Annotated in this window: 17 protein-coding genes; 16 read left to right on the plus strand and 1 reads right to left on the minus strand. The window is 40.4% G+C overall.

Annotated features, from left to right (window positions below):
• Window positions 1-17 precede the first annotated feature (17 nt).
• Together AFK25_RS14790 and AFK25_RS07065 are read left to right on the plus strand one after the other, a co-directional pair.
• Window positions 18-149, plus strand: a complete 132-nt coding sequence (locus AFK25_RS14790; RefSeq protein WP_081957740.1) for a YuzL family protein — start codon at window positions 18-20, stop codon at window positions 147-149.
• Between the two features lie 197 nt (window positions 150-346).
• Window positions 347-1,579 carry a dicarboxylate/amino acid:cation symporter gene (locus AFK25_RS07065; protein WP_035066487.1) on the plus strand — a complete coding sequence of 411 codons (1,233 nt, stop codon included), beginning with the start codon at window positions 347-349 and terminating at the stop codon, window positions 1,577-1,579.
• Between the two features lie 21 nt (window positions 1,580-1,600).
• On the opposite strand, the gene AFK25_RS07070 is transcribed toward AFK25_RS07065, so the two are convergent.
• Window positions 1,601-1,966, minus strand: coding sequence for a GIY-YIG nuclease family protein (locus AFK25_RS07070; RefSeq protein ID WP_009361195.1), 366 nt, complete (start codon window positions 1,964-1,966; stop codon window positions 1,601-1,603).
• Between the two features lie 91 nt (window positions 1,967-2,057).
• On the opposite strand from AFK25_RS07070, the gene AFK25_RS07075 reads away from it, so the two are divergent.
• The 14 genes from AFK25_RS07075 (at window position 2,058) to thyA (ending at window position 14,146) form a co-directional block, all read left to right on the plus strand.
• Entirely contained in the window at window positions 2,058-2,252 is a 195-nt protein-coding gene (locus tag AFK25_RS07075) for a twin-arginine translocase TatA/TatE family subunit (protein WP_009361196.1), read from the plus strand.
• Between the two features lie 88 nt (window positions 2,253-2,340).
• Window positions 2,341-3,060 carry a twin-arginine translocase subunit TatC gene (gene tatC, locus AFK25_RS07080; protein WP_192813507.1) on the plus strand — a complete coding sequence of 240 codons (720 nt, stop codon included), beginning with the start codon at window positions 2,341-2,343 and terminating at the stop codon, window positions 3,058-3,060.
• A 161-nt stretch (window positions 3,061-3,221) separates the two neighbouring features.
• The gene (locus AFK25_RS07085; protein WP_009361198.1) at window positions 3,222-4,283 is read left to right on the plus strand and encodes a hydrogenase small subunit; all 1,062 of its coding nucleotides are present in this window, start codon (window positions 3,222-3,224) and stop codon (window positions 4,281-4,283) included.
• 11 nt (window positions 4,284-4,294) lie between these two features.
• Window positions 4,295-6,016, plus strand: a complete 1,722-nt coding sequence (locus AFK25_RS07090; RefSeq protein WP_009361199.1) for a nickel-dependent hydrogenase large subunit — start codon at window positions 4,295-4,297, stop codon at window positions 6,014-6,016.
• Window positions 6,017-6,027: 11 nt separating this feature from the next.
• Window positions 6,028-6,804: a Ni/Fe-hydrogenase, b-type cytochrome subunit gene (gene cybH, locus AFK25_RS07095; RefSeq protein ID WP_009361200.1), complete on the plus strand. Its 777-nt coding sequence runs from the start codon at window positions 6,028-6,030 to the stop codon at window positions 6,802-6,804.
• Entirely contained in the window at window positions 6,794-7,270 is a 477-nt protein-coding gene (locus tag AFK25_RS07100; protein ID WP_019416528.1) for a HyaD/HybD family hydrogenase maturation endopeptidase, read from the plus strand. Before cybH ends, AFK25_RS07100 begins: the two co-directional genes overlap by 11 nt.
• Entirely contained in the window at window positions 7,267-7,686 is a 420-nt protein-coding gene (locus AFK25_RS07105; RefSeq protein WP_035066484.1) for a hypothetical protein, read from the plus strand. The genes AFK25_RS07100 and AFK25_RS07105 overlap by 4 nt, the downstream gene beginning before the upstream one ends.
• Window positions 7,679-8,056 (plus strand): hydrogenase maturation nickel metallochaperone HypA/HybF, encoded by a 378-nt coding sequence (locus AFK25_RS07110; protein ID WP_009361203.1) that lies wholly within the window; start codon window positions 7,679-7,681, stop codon window positions 8,054-8,056. The genes AFK25_RS07105 and AFK25_RS07110 overlap by 8 nt, the downstream gene beginning before the upstream one ends.
• Complete coding sequence (hypB, locus tag AFK25_RS07115) at window positions 8,034-8,705, plus strand: hydrogenase nickel incorporation protein HypB (RefSeq protein ID WP_035066483.1); 672 nt, start codon at window positions 8,034-8,036, stop codon at window positions 8,703-8,705. Before AFK25_RS07110 ends, hypB begins: the two co-directional genes overlap by 23 nt.
• Window positions 8,678-10,957: a carbamoyltransferase HypF gene (hypF, locus tag AFK25_RS07120; protein ID WP_035066481.1), complete on the plus strand. Its 2,280-nt coding sequence runs from the start codon at window positions 8,678-8,680 to the stop codon at window positions 10,955-10,957. Before hypB ends, hypF begins: the two co-directional genes overlap by 28 nt.
• A complete protein-coding gene (locus tag AFK25_RS07125) occupies window positions 10,948-11,175 on the plus strand; it encodes a HypC/HybG/HupF family hydrogenase formation chaperone (RefSeq protein WP_009361206.1) in 228 nt (75 codons plus the stop codon). The genes hypF and AFK25_RS07125 overlap by 10 nt, the downstream gene beginning before the upstream one ends.
• On the plus strand, window positions 11,156-12,265 hold the full coding sequence (hypD, locus tag AFK25_RS07130) for a hydrogenase formation protein HypD (protein WP_019416525.1): 1,110 nt from the start codon (window positions 11,156-11,158) through the stop codon (window positions 12,263-12,265). Before AFK25_RS07125 ends, hypD begins: the two co-directional genes overlap by 20 nt.
• Window positions 12,266-12,268: 3 nt before the next feature.
• Window positions 12,269-13,261: a hydrogenase expression/formation protein HypE gene (hypE, locus tag AFK25_RS07135; RefSeq protein ID WP_035066479.1), complete on the plus strand. Its 993-nt coding sequence runs from the start codon at window positions 12,269-12,271 to the stop codon at window positions 13,259-13,261.
• 90 nt (window positions 13,262-13,351) lie between these two features.
• Complete coding sequence (thyA, locus tag AFK25_RS07140) at window positions 13,352-14,146, plus strand: thymidylate synthase (RefSeq protein WP_035066477.1); 795 nt, start codon at window positions 13,352-13,354, stop codon at window positions 14,144-14,146.
• Window positions 14,147-14,157: the final 11 nt, after the last annotated feature.

Consider the following 14,157-nt stretch of genomic DNA (forward strand, 5'->3'; position numbering starts at 1 on the left):
AGTAGGAGGTGAATGAAGTGGGGAAACGAAAAAAAGATGCTTCGAAAACAGGATTAAGTTCACCAGAGATTCAAGGGCAAGGCACGACTGAGCATGAAACAGGAAACATCGAAGCGGATTCGAGTCGCAAAAAAACAAAGCGTTCGTAAACTACCACATCATTGTGGTAGTTATTTTTTTGTAAAAAAAGAAATTCAACCACTTTTCTAACAATTATATTCATTTTTTCTTTACAATTTTAAAAAAAACATTTACAATTGAATAGGTCCTCTCCCTTAACCCTTTTCCCATACGAAGTTGAATACGTTTTACAGCAAAAGACGCAGAAATTGATGGAGGTGTGGATATGTCAATGACGAAAAAAATTTTACTAGGAATGTTTGCAGGAATTATCGTTGGGCTCATTTTCAACTTAGCTCTTCCAACAGAATGGTTTGACCTCGCAAAAACATACGTACTCAATCCGCTTGGAACAATATTCATTAACTTGATTAAATTGCTTGTTGTTCCAATAGTTCTTGTATCACTCATTTTAGGAACAGCTGGTGTTGGTGATCCGAAAAAACTTGGTCGTATTGGTATCAAAACAATCGCATTCTTTTTAATTACTACTTCTCTTGCGCTTGTTATCGCTTTAACATTAGGATCTGTGATTCGTCCAGGAGAAGGGAATTTTAATTTAGAAGGGGCATCGTTTGAAAAGAAAGAAGCTCCGCCAGTTGTAGATACATTATTGAATATTATTCCAACAAACCCATTCCAAGCCATGGTTGAAGGAAATATGTTACAAGTCATTGTATTTGCGGTGTTGGTTGGAATGGCCATTGCTCGCCTGGGTGATCGAGTAAAACAAGTGCGAGTCATTGTAGAACAAGCAAATGATCTTCTCATGTATTTAGTAGAATGGGTGATGAAGTTTGCGCCATATGGTGCGTTCGCATTAATTGCCATTGCAATTGGCGGACAAGGATTTGATGCGATTGCAGCGATGGGGAAATATATGTTTGCTGTATTGTTAGCGTTATTTATTCATTTCTTCGCCGTGTATGGTATGGCGGTATGGACACTTGGGAAAATGAGCCCTATCGCGTTTATTAAAGGATTTTCTCCAGCGATGGCGGTTGCGTTTAGTACATCGAGCAGCAATGCTACGTTGCCAGTGTCGATGGAAACAGCACAAAAAAATTTAAACGTTCCGAAAAGCATTAGCGGTTTTGTTCAACCTCTTGGGGCCACAATTAATATGGATGGAACAGCCATTATGCAAGGTGTGGCAACGATGTTTATCGCGCAAGTGTATGGTGTGGACTTAACATTTAGCGATCTTTTGACCGTCATTTTAACAGCAACACTTGCGAGCATTGGTACAGCAGGCGTTCCGGGTGTTGGTTTAATTATGCTTTCCATGGTGTTAACATCCGTCGGTCTACCTGTTGAAGGAATTGCGCTCATTTTAGGTGTTGACCGCTTACTCGATATGACGAGAACAGTCGTGAATATTACAGGCGATGCGGCATGTGCAGTTATTATTGCAAAATCGGAAGAAAAATACGAAAAAAAATATGAGAAAGCAAGTTAAACGAGGGAATACGTCCCTCGTTTATTCTTTATAATAAATAAGATGGGAAAAACAGCGACAGTCCGATGAGCCGAATTTTTTTACAATCCATCGACCTTTATATTGTTGAAACAACTGTTGGGCACGTTCGCATTCACTCAGTTCGGAGGAATACGTTTGCACGTGTGTAATTGTACCATACGGACGAATGTAATCAATGTGCCAGCGTTTTCGTTTTTCCATTTGCATATGACGTTGAATACGTGATTGAATGTTTCGTTTCGCGCTCCCTACATAAATATAGTTTCCGCTTGGGAATAAAAAATTGCCTAATTGACCGACTTTTATAGTGACATCGCTAGTTATGGTAAAGAAAATAGCGTACACTGTATGTTGATTGTCAAACATTTCTCACACCTCTTAAAAATTTGTCATTGAAAAATGAAGATCTTAGCAATACAATAAAAGAAGCGTATGTATAAAAAAAGGAGATGACGTTATGCTTTCAAATATCGGAGTACCTGGCTTAATTTTAATTCTTGTCATCGCTCTTGTCATTTTCGGACCGAAAAAATTACCTGAAATCGGACGGGCTTTTGGTGAAACATTGCGTGAGTTTAAAAAGTCAACAAAAGGATTGCGTGATGAAGTATTAGAGGAGCTTGATGAAAAGAAAGAAGCGCGTAAATCATAAGGCGGCAACGATGTGTTGCCGTTTTTAACATGGAAAAAGGTTGGTGTTTACGCTCGTGGAAGAAAAGAAACGATATGAAGACAAAGAGATGACGCTAGTCGAGCATTTAGAAGAATTACGCAAACGCGTGTTTATTGTTGTTGGAGCACTTATTTTATTTTTTATTGTAGGATTCATTTTTGTCCAAGATTTATATCGTTGGTTAATCGCTGATTTGGATGTGAAGCTAACGATTTTAGGTCCGACCGATATTTTATGGGTATATGTGATGTTAGCTGGCGTGTTTGCCATTACAATGACGATTCCTGTATTCGTTTGGCAAGTATGGATGTTCGTGAAACCTGCTCTTACACCACGAGAGCGAAAAGTAACGCTGTCATATATTCCAGCGACATTTTTGCTATTTGTACTCGGTTTATGTTTTGGTTACTTTGTTGTATTGCCTATGGTGTTTCATTTTTTAATGAGCCTCGGTGAAGATTTGTTCGCAACGATGTTTACAACAGAAAAGTATTTTCGTTTTATTTTGAACATGACGATTCCATTTGCGATCTTGTTTGAATTGCCAATTATCGTTATGTTTTTAACAAGTATTGGAATCATTAATCCGTATGCGTTGCAAAAAGTGAGAAAATACGCGTATTTTGTATTAGTAATTATCGCGGTCACGATTACACCGCCAGATTTTATTTCCGACTTTTTAGTAACGATTCCATTGCTTTTGTTATATGAAGTAAGTATATCAATCTCAAAATTTGTGTATAAACGAAAAGAAAAACAGTTGGAGCAAGAAGCGTCTTCCGAATAGAAGGCGCTTTTTTATTTACCTACTTATTATAATAAAAACTATTTTCACGTTGTTAATATATTTAAGAACATTTTGTTACAATTATGCCATGAAAATAACATAAAGGTAAATAATGATATATAATCAATTGTAAACGTTATCAAGTAAAGGGGAGGAGCTATGTGAAAAGAAAAACAATTTTAGAAGAAGTGCTTGATCGCGGTTTCACAAGACGCGATTTTTTAAAGATGTGTACAGCACTTGCTGCGACAATGGGACTTGATTTTTCACAAACCGATCAAGTTGTTGCAGCGATGGAAAAGAACCAACGCGTTCCCGTTATTTGGTTACAGTTTCAAGACTGTACAGGTTGCTCTGAATCATTTATTCGTTCTACGCATCCGAAAGTGGAAAGTGTGCTGTTAAACATGATTTCTCTCGAGTATTCAGAAGCGCTTTCCGCTGCTTCAGGTCATCAAATTGAAGCTGCCCTCGAACATGTGCTTGAACATTATCCGGGAGAATACATACTTGCAGTAGAAGGAAGCTTGCCGACAGATGATGCATTTTTAACCGTTGGGGGCGTATCGGCAAAAGAAACGTTTCTTCGCGCAGCTAAAGGAGCAAAAGCGATTATTGCATACGGAAGCTGTTCATCGTGGGGAGGGATTCCTGCTGCATATCCAAATCCAACAAAAGCCAAACCGATTACGCATTTTGTGAAAGATAAACCTGTCATATTAGTGCCAGGATGTCCACCAATTGCAGAAGTCATGACGGGTGTCATTGCGCATATTATTACGTTCGGGAAACTTCCAGAGCTTGATCATCTTGGCAGACCGAAAGCATTTTATCGTCATCGTATTCATGATAAATGTAATCGTCGCGCATATTTTGATGCGGGATTATTTGCGGAATCGTTTGACGATGAAGGAGCAAGACAAGGATATTGCTTATATAAAGTAGGCTGTAAGGGGCCAACAACATATAACTCTTGTGCAGAAATGCGCTGGAACGGTGGGGTTAGCTATCCAATTCAATCCGGAAATCCATGTATCGGTTGTTCTGAAAAAGGCTTTTGGGATAACGGTCCTTTCTTCGTTCGTCGCGCTAAAATTCCTGCATCTCAAACGACGATTAATCCAGAAACTGTTGGAGCGATTGCGGTTGGTGTGACCGCTGCAGGTGTTGCTGCCCATGCAGCAGTAACGGCAATGAAGAAAAAAGATGAACATCATGATTGAGGTGAATAAAGATGACAGAACGTATTGTTGTCGATCCAGTAACGCGAATTGAAGGGCATTTACGCATTGAAGTAGATGTTGATGACAGCGGTGTGATTCAAGAAGCATTTAGTTCGGGTACAGCGGTTCGTGGCATTGAGTTAATTGTCCGAGATCGCGATCCACGCGATGTTTGGGCATATGTGCAACGCATTTGTGGTGTTTGTACAACAACACACGCTTTAGCTTCTATCCGTTCCGTTGAAGATGCGCTTGATATTAAAATTCCAAGAAATGCACATTTGATTCGTGACATTATGAACGCGGCTGTTTTTTTACATGACCATGTCGTTCACTTTTATCATTTACATGCATTTGATTGGGTTGATGTATTAAGTGCGCTTAAAGCAGATCCAAACGAAACAAGCCGTATTGCTCAATCACTTTCTAGTTGGCCAAAATCGTCCCCAGGTTATTTTAAAGACATTCAAATGAAAGTACAAAAAGTTGTGGATAGTGGACAACTCGGCATTTTTGCAAACGGCTATTGGGGGCATAAAGCATATAAGTTACCACCTGAAGTGAATTTGCTTGCTGTTGCTCATTATTTAGAAGCGCTCGATTGGCAAAAAGAAATTGTGAAAATTCATACGATTTTTGGCGGAAAAAACCCGCATCCTCACTATGTTGTCGGTGGAATGGCTACGCCAATTGATGTGAATAGCGATAATGCTATTCATGCCGAACGTTTAATGCACGTTTCGCAAATTATTGATCAGGCAGTAGAGTTTGTAAACAATGTTTACATTCCAGACTTATTGGCGATTGGCTCATTTTATAAAGATTGGACATATGGTGGCGGTTTAAACAACTATTTATGTTATGGAGATTTTTCAACAGGGGATATTCGAGACGTTCACTTATATCGTTTCCCGCGTGGTGTCATTTTAAATGGAAATCTTAATGAAGTGCTCGATGTCGATCCGAAAGATCCAGAACAAGTAAAAGAGTTTATCGATCACTCATGGTATACGTATGACGGAAAAGAAGGTGGCGTTGGTAAGCATCCGTGGGAGGGTGAAACATCGCTTCGTTATACAGGACCAAAGCCACCGTTTAAAACATTAAATACAGATGAAAAATATAGCTGGTTAAAATCTCCGAGATGGAAAGAACATCCGATGGAGACGGGGCCACTTGCACGCATGCTCGTTGGCTATGCTTTAAAGAAAGATGAGTTTGTCGGATTAATAGATGACACGTTAAAAAAATTGAATTGGCCGCTTGAAGCGATGCGTTCAGCACTTGGTCGTACAGTAGCGCGCGGACTTGAATCCATTCTTGTTGCAAAATGGATGCGTGACGATATGGACGCATTATTGGCGAATATTCGCAATGGAAATCAAATTACATTTGACCGAACAAAATGGGAGCCAAGTACGTGGCCGAAAAAAGCAAAAGGAGTCGGATGGATGGAAGCGCCACGTGGGGCGCTAGGTCATTGGATTGAAATTGAAGATGGAAAAACGAAAAACTATCAAGCGGTTGTTCCGACGACGTGGAATGCTTCACCGCGTGACCATAAAGGACAAATTGGTGCGTATGAAGCATCTTTAAAAGGAACGCCATTGCTTGATAAAGAAAAGCCGTTAGAGATTTTGCGCATCGTCCATTCGTTCGATCCATGCTTAGCATGTGCGGTTCATTTAACAGATCTTGAATCGAAACAAACGACTCATATTCGTATTGGGTAGGAGGGGAGTGTATGTCGATCCCGACAAATCCAAAAATTGAACAAAAACGGACGGAAGTCATTTGGAAGCGGTCGCGAAAAGCAAAACATATTGAATTAAACGATCACATGGTGAAAGTGTACGTATGGGAGTTGCCTGTTCGTATTTTTCACTGGATTAATGCTTTTTCTATTCTAGTGTTAATGATTACGGGCGTGTTTATTGGCCGCCCGTTTGTGTCCGCATCTATTCAAGAAGAGGCATATTATTCCTTTTTGATGGGTTGGGCGCGCTACATTCACTTTTTTGCTGCTTTTCTTTTTACTATTAATTTAGCTGTTCGTTGGTATTGGGTGTACAAAGGAAATGAGCATGCAACATCGAATCCGTTTCGCCTTTCTTTTTGGAAGGAAGCGTTTGAAACAATAAAATATTACTTATTTATGAAAAACAATAAAAAACATTATATTGGACATAATCCGCTCGCTCAATTAAGTTATTGGATTTTTATTGGTCTTGGTTCGATCATCATGATGCTTACAGGTTACTATTTATTATTTGAACCACAACCAGAATCAATTTATGGAAAAATGTTTATGTGGGTTGCTCATTTATTTGGTGGCGATAGCTATTCTGTTCGTTCGTGGCATCATCTTGTAGCATGGGGGTTTATCATTTTTACTGTTGTACACGTATATATGGCATTTCGTGAAGACTATTTACAACGAAATGGAACGATGTCATCTATTTTTACTGGCTATAAACTCGAACGAAAAAAAGAAGCATTAGGTGAACAGGATGAAAAATAAAAAAATAACGGTTCTCGGAATTGGAAATTTACTATATTCCGATGAAGGAGTAGGCATTCATATTTTGCCTTTATTAGAAGAAAAATTGGCGAAATATGACGAGGTAGAAGTGATTGAAGGTTCAACGGATGGGATGCGTTTACTTGGGACAATTGAAGAAACGGAGTATTTGGTAATTATCGATGCTGTCAATGCAGGAAAAGAAGCAGGAACAATCGTTACGTTAATCGATGATGAAATTCCATCATATTTTGGAATTAAAATGTCTATTCATCAACTCGGTTTTCAGGAAGTGTTGTCAGCTGCAAAAATACGTCAAACATGTCCGAAGCAAATGGTTTTATTTGGAGTTCAACCTGCATCTTTATCTCTCGGATTAGAGTTATCACCAATTGTCCAAGCGCAGCTTCCACACGTTGTTGAGCGAGTTGTTCACCAAGTGGAGAAGTGGTGTTGTACGCCATGAATCGCCTGCAATTTTTAAAAATGATGCGTAATAGTTTAATTGAAACAATGAAAGAAGCTTCCGCCCCATTATTAGAAGACGAGGTGGAAAAAATGAAGAAACTATTTTCCGATCATCGCACGTGGCATGCTATTGGCTCGTGCGATGATATATGTGATGTTGAAATCAAAACTGTTGATCGCATCCCGCTCATTGTTTACAAACAGGAAGGAACGTTATATGTAAGAAAAGCCATTTGTTCACATTGTCAAATCATGCCGCATTATATTGTGCAAGATCGTCGCTTTATTTGTTTGTATTGTGATCGTGAATGGTATGTATTTTCACAAAACGGAACTTTGCATATGCCACTTCTTCCTACAAAACAAGAAGGAAACGAATGGTATGTGCAAATAGAAAGGGATTCGTATGCATGAAATGGCATTAATGGGGGAAATCGTTCAGTTAATTGAGCAAGATGCTCAATTAAAACAGGTGAAATATGTAAAAAAGGTAGAATTGCTTGTTGGGACGTTGAGCAATGTACTTCCAGACGCATTACAATTTGCATTCGATGTGTATAAAATGCAAACAAATAACTGTTTAACAACAGATGCTGAATTGATCATTCATATAGAGAAAGCAAAAGCCGTTTGCGCCATTTGTGGAAGCCAATATGAACCTGTGACAAAAATTGCTCAATGTCCGGCATGTTTACTTCCGAGCGGAAACATTGTAGCCGGAGAAACATTTCGTATATTGGCATATGAAGGGAGTTCGACGGATGAAAATTACATTGGAAGTTGATGTGTTAACAAACAATAACCGTGCAGCTTCGTTTAACCGGCAATTGTTTGAGGAAACGAATACGCTTGTTATTAATATAATGAGTTCACCAGGCGCAGGGAAGACAACCATTTTAGAAAAGACGATTGAGGCGTTAGCAAATGAGTTTCGTATTGGTGTCATTGAAGGGGATTTAGCAACAGAAAAAGATGCAGATCGCATTCGTGCCCTTGGTGCGCAAGCCGTACAAATTAACACGCATGGAGGATGCCATTTAGATGCCCGCATGATTGCGGCTGTTTTACCACAATTTGATTTTCAACAGCTTGATATTTTGTTTATTGAAAATGTAGGAAATCTTGTTTGTCCATCTGGTTATGATTTAGGACAGCAGCATAAAGTAGCTGTGTTAAGCGTACCAGAAGGAAATGACAAAATCCCAAAATATCCAACGATGTTTATGAGAACAGATCTTGTTTTACTAAATAAAATAGATTTACTGCCGTATCTTGATTTTGATGTCGAACAAGCGAAAGAAGATTTATCGTGTATTCATCCACAGTCTAAGTTGTTGCCGTTATCAGCAAAAACAGGTGAAGGCATGGATGAATGGTTACATTGGATTCGAGAAGGGGTTGCCCGATGCAAAAAGCAGTCAATATCACAGTGAAAGGACGAGTGCAAGGAGTTGGCTTCCGTCCTTTTATTTTCGCACTTGCTCAGCGATATCAAGTAAAAGGAACAGTCCAAAACAACATGGACGGGGTTTTTATTCATATAGAAGGCGATGCATATGCAGTCGATCAGTTTATTCACTCTTTACCGATGGAAGCACCGCGGCTATCTCGTATTGATGAGATCATTGTCACTTTAGCACAATGGCAAGCGTTTGAACATTTTTCTATCATTCCGAGCGAACGAACGGGAAGTTCTTCGCTCGTGATTCCAATTGATACTGCTGTTTGTGAAGATTGTTTACGAGAAATGTATGATCCAGATGATCGTCGGTATCGCTATCCGTTTATTAATTGTACACAATGTGGCCCACGTTATACGATTATTGAACAGTTGCCGTACGATCGTCCGTTTACATCGATGCGTTCGTTCCAAATGTGTGAGCGATGTGCAAAAGAGTACGAAGATCCTATGAACCGCCGTCATCACGCTCAGCCTATTGCTTGTCCAACATGCGGTCCATCTGTTGCATTATTGAAGCGAGATGGACAAACGGTGCAAGGTGATGCCATTCAACAAGCGAAGCAATATATTCGTGCTGGGGCGATTGTTGCGGTGAAAGGATTAGGTGGGTATCACTTAGCTTGTGATGCCACAAATGAACAGGCTGTTCAACAATTACGAATGCGAAAACGACGGCCCCATCGTCCGCTAGCGATCATGGCGGCTTCCCTTGATATTGTAGAACAATTATGTCATGTCACTGCGGAAGAAAAACAGTTGTTCATTTCGCCGGAAGCTCCCATCGTTGTTGTTAAAAAAAGAAAAAACACAATGATTGCTCCATCGGTTGCTCCGGGGTTACAAACAGTTGGAGTGATGTTACCGTACACGCCACTTCACCATTTATTGCTTGATGATCGATTGCCTGTTGTCGTGATGACAAGTGCGAATCGTTCAGGGGTGCCAATGATATACGAAGACGACCAAGCTTTACGTGATTTACAAGGCATTGCCGATTATTTTCTTGTACATAATCGTCCGATTGTTCACCCTATTGATGATTCTGTTGTTCAAGTAGAAAATGGAAAGATTCATTTTATTCGGCGAGCGCGTGGTTTTGTTCCGGATCCGTTGGAGACGAAGTATGACGTTCATGAAATTGTTGCACTTGGTGGTCAACAAAAAAATGTATTTGCATTTGGAAGACATCATCAAATTTTTTTAGGGCCCCATATCGGTGACTTAGAGCATGTAGAAGTCGTGGAACATTTCCAAAGGGAATACGAACATTTACGCACATGGATGGGAGTGACCCCAAAAACAATTGCTGTTGATTTGCATCCAAATTATGAAACGTGGAATATCGCAAAACAATGGAATGCTGACATTGTAGCTGTCCAACATCATCATGCACACATGGTTTCGTGCATGGAGGAAAATCATATACACTCTTCTTGTTTTGGCCTTATTTTAGATGGAACAGGATACGGGGAGGACGGACATATATGGGGGTTTGAGCTACTGTACGGAAATGCTTCGCAATATAAGCGGCTCGGTCATTTAACGTATACTCCACTTCCAGGGGGAGAGCGTTGTATAAAAGAACCGTGGCGTACAGCGGTCGGCATGCTTGGGCATTATTTCGGCGAGCAAGGATATGCTCTAGCAGAGAAGCGATTTACCGAACGAGCACAAGAGATACGCGTATTAAAACAAATGATTGAAAAAGGGTTACACTCGCCTTTGGCAGGTACGTGTGGGAGACTATTTGATGCCGTTAGTGCTTTTTTGTACGTTTGTACACATAGTACGTACGATGGGGAGGCGGCTGTTCGACTTTCTGAATTCATTGATGATACAAAAATATATAAAACTTATCCATTTCAAATAAAAAAACAGGATGAATGGGAAATTGATTTGGCAGAGATGTGGCAAGCGATATGGGAAGATGTTGAAGCTCATGAACAAGTGAATATCATTGCTGGTCGCTTCCATGAAACAGTTGTTCAAGCGTCTGTTGAATTAGTTCGTTTAGCTTTACAACAATATCCAACATACGAACGAAACATTGTATTATCAGGGGGAAGTATGCATAATCGTTATATCGTTAAACGTCTTCGTCAAGAACTCAGTAAGCTTGGATTATGTGTTTACACCCATCAAAAAGTACCATGTAATGATGGAGGACTAGCTCTTGGACAGTTAATCATCGCAGCGCATAGGAGGGATCGTGTATGTGTGTAGGAGTACCGGCGAAAGTGTTACATATTGACGGTTTTTCCGCAAGAGTAGATGTCATGGGATCACAAATGGATGTTGGAATTATTTTTGTTCCTGAAGTCAAAATAGGTGACTATGTCATTGTGCATGCTGGACAGGCGATGTCAATTATTGATGAACAGTATGCAAAAGAGAGTTTGGAAGAATGGAGGAAGTTAGTCGATGCTAGACGTGATGGATAGCCCAACTCGTTCAACGCTCAGTCAAACGTTGTTACAAGAAGTACAGATGTTGGCAAACCAGTTTCAACAAACGTTTGGACGAATGCCTTCGTTTATGGAAGTGTGCGGCTCACATACGATGGCACTTGCTCGTACGGGAGTTAAAAAAGCGCTCGAAGGATACGTTCGTCTCATTTCTGGTCCCGGTTGTCCTGTTTGCGTTACTGATCAAGTAACGATTGATGCAATGATTTCTCTGACAGATGGTTCGGACCGAATCATTTGTACATTTGGCGACATGATGCGGGTGCCTGGATCTTATGGAACGTTGATGCAAGCGAAGACAGAAGGAAAAGATGTGCGTGTCGTCTATTCTCCGGTTGATGCGGTTCGTATTGCTGAACAGCATCCGCATCAAGAAGTTATTTTTTTAGGGATAGGGTTTGAGACAACCATCCCGATTTTAGCTGCAGCAATAAAAGAAGCAGAAGAAAAGCAAGTGCACAATTTTTCCATGTGGATGTCGACAAAGCTAGTGGAGCCAATTTTGCGGCAATTGCTTCACGAGAGAGAAGTGTCACTAGACGGTTTTTTACTACCTGGGCACGTATCCATGGTGATGGGGAGGGCTCATTTTGAATTTTTAGCAACGGAATACAATATGCCTGCAGTAATTAGTGGATTTGAAGCATTACATATGTTAAGTGCAATTCGTCATTTATTAATGTTAGCACTCAAACAGCATGCTATTGTATTAAACGATTATAAAAGTGTAGTGACTGAACAAGGAAGTGTACAAGCGAAATATTGGATGAACCATTATTTTACATTATGTGACGAGGCATGGCGTGGCATCGGTGTGATTTCTCAAAGCGGAATGGATTTTAAGAAAGAGTATGATCGATTTAACGCGAAAGTGAAGTTTTCCGTTTTAACGCGTGAACCACGTCGAACAAAGTGTCGTTGTGGAGAAGTCATTCGAGGACTTATTGATCCACCGCAATGTGCATTGTTTGGAAAAGCATGTACACCGCTTCAGCCGATTGGACCTTGTATGGTGTCATCAGAAGGTAGTTGTGCCGCGTATTATCAATATATGAGGGAGGAGTAACGAATGGAGCGAATCACGCTCGCTCATGGGGACGGAGGACAGTTAGCCCATCAGCTCATTGCAGACGTTTTTGTTTCTATGTTTCGTAACGATCGTCATGCAAAATTCGACGCAGCTACGTTTACGTTAGACCCCCACGAGCTAGCCATGACAACAGATAGTTTTGTCGTTAAACCGCTTTTCTTTCCGGGTGGAAATATTGGGAAACTGGCGGTAGCTGGAACAATAAATGATTTATCGGTCGTTGGAGCGATCCCGAAAGTAATGACGTGTAGTTTTATTATCGAAGAAGGATTTCCAATTTGTGATTTAAAAACGATCGTGCAATCGATGGCTGAAGAAGCGAAAAAAGTCAATGTGGAGATTGTTGCGGGCGATACAAAAGTCGTTGAACGTGGTAGTGCGGATGGATTATATATTAATACAACAGGGATCGGAGTCATTTCACATTCGCTTGAGCCGAAAATTTGTGAAGGGGACTCGGTCATTGTCAGCGGTTCAGTTGGTGATCATGGAGTAGCTATATTAGTTGCCCGAGGGGAATTAGGGCTTGTATCAACGATTGAGAGCGACTGTACAACATTGTATCCGCTCATTGCCAAAGCGTTACAGGCAAGTCAACGCATTCGCCTAATGCGCGACCCAACCCGCGGGGGATTAGCGACTGCCCTTGTAGAAATTTGTGAAGATTTTGGTGTAACGATTGAATTGGAGGAAGAACGTATCCCAGTAAAACAAGAAGTGGAAGGAGCATGTGAATTGCTCGGGTTTGATCCGCTCTATTTGGCTAACGAAGGAAAAGTGGTCATGATCGTTCCGAAAGAAGAGGAACAAGCTGTTCTTGATGCCCTTCGTTCTCAACCTGAAGGAAAAGCTGCAGCTGTGATCGGAACTGTTCGAGCAATAAACAAAGGTCAATTATTGTTGCGAACACCGCTTGGCACAACACGACGATTATATCGATTAACCGGATTAATGTTGCCGCGTATTTGTTAAACCGTAGGGGAATCCTGCGGTTTTTGTCTTTCCTACTTTTATGGTTTATGTCATAATAAATGACAGTACATAAAAAAGGGAGAGGGTGTCATGAAACAATATTTACAATTACTTGAAGATATTTTACAAAACGGTGTGTATAAAGATGACCGTACGGGAACAGGGACGATTTCTGTCTTTGGACGTCAATTGCGCTTTGATTTACGCAAAGGATTTCCTTTACTTACAACAAAAAAGTTACATATTCGTTCCATTATTCATGAGTTGCTCTGGTTTTTAAGTGGGGATACGAATATTCGCTATTTAAAAGAAAATGGTGTAACAATTTGGGATGAATGGGCAGATGAAAATGGAGATTTAGGTCCGGTATATGGAGCTCAATGGCGTTCATGGAGGGGAGCAGACGGTCGAACGATTGATCAAATTAGCGAAGTGATTGAACAAATAAAGCACAATCCAAATTCGCGCCGTCTTTTAGTAAGCGCATGGAATGTTGCGGAATTAGACAATATGAAGTTGCCTCCTTGCCATTATGCTTTTCAGTTTTACGTGGAAAATGGAACGTTATCGTGCATGTGGCAACAGCGTTCGGTTGATACGTTTTTAGGTCTTCCGTTCAATATCGCAAGCTATGCACTACTTACACATATGGTTGCTCAACAATGCGATCTACAACCGAAAGAACTTATTTTTACTGGCGGTGACGTTCATTTATATATGAATCATATCGAACAAGCGAAGTTGCAATTAACGAGAGAACCGCGCCCACTTCCGAAATTAGTCATTAAACGAAAACCAGCTTCTATCTTTGAATATCGCTTTGAAGATTTTGAAATTGTTGATTACCATCCGCATCCGCATATTAAAGCGGACGTGTCTGTGTAAGGGAAGTGAGT

Origin of the sequence: Anoxybacillus gonensis (assembly GCF_001187595.1) — a bacterium.
GTDB classification, from domain to species: domain Bacteria; phylum Bacillota; class Bacilli; order Bacillales; family Anoxybacillaceae; genus Anoxybacillus; species Anoxybacillus gonensis.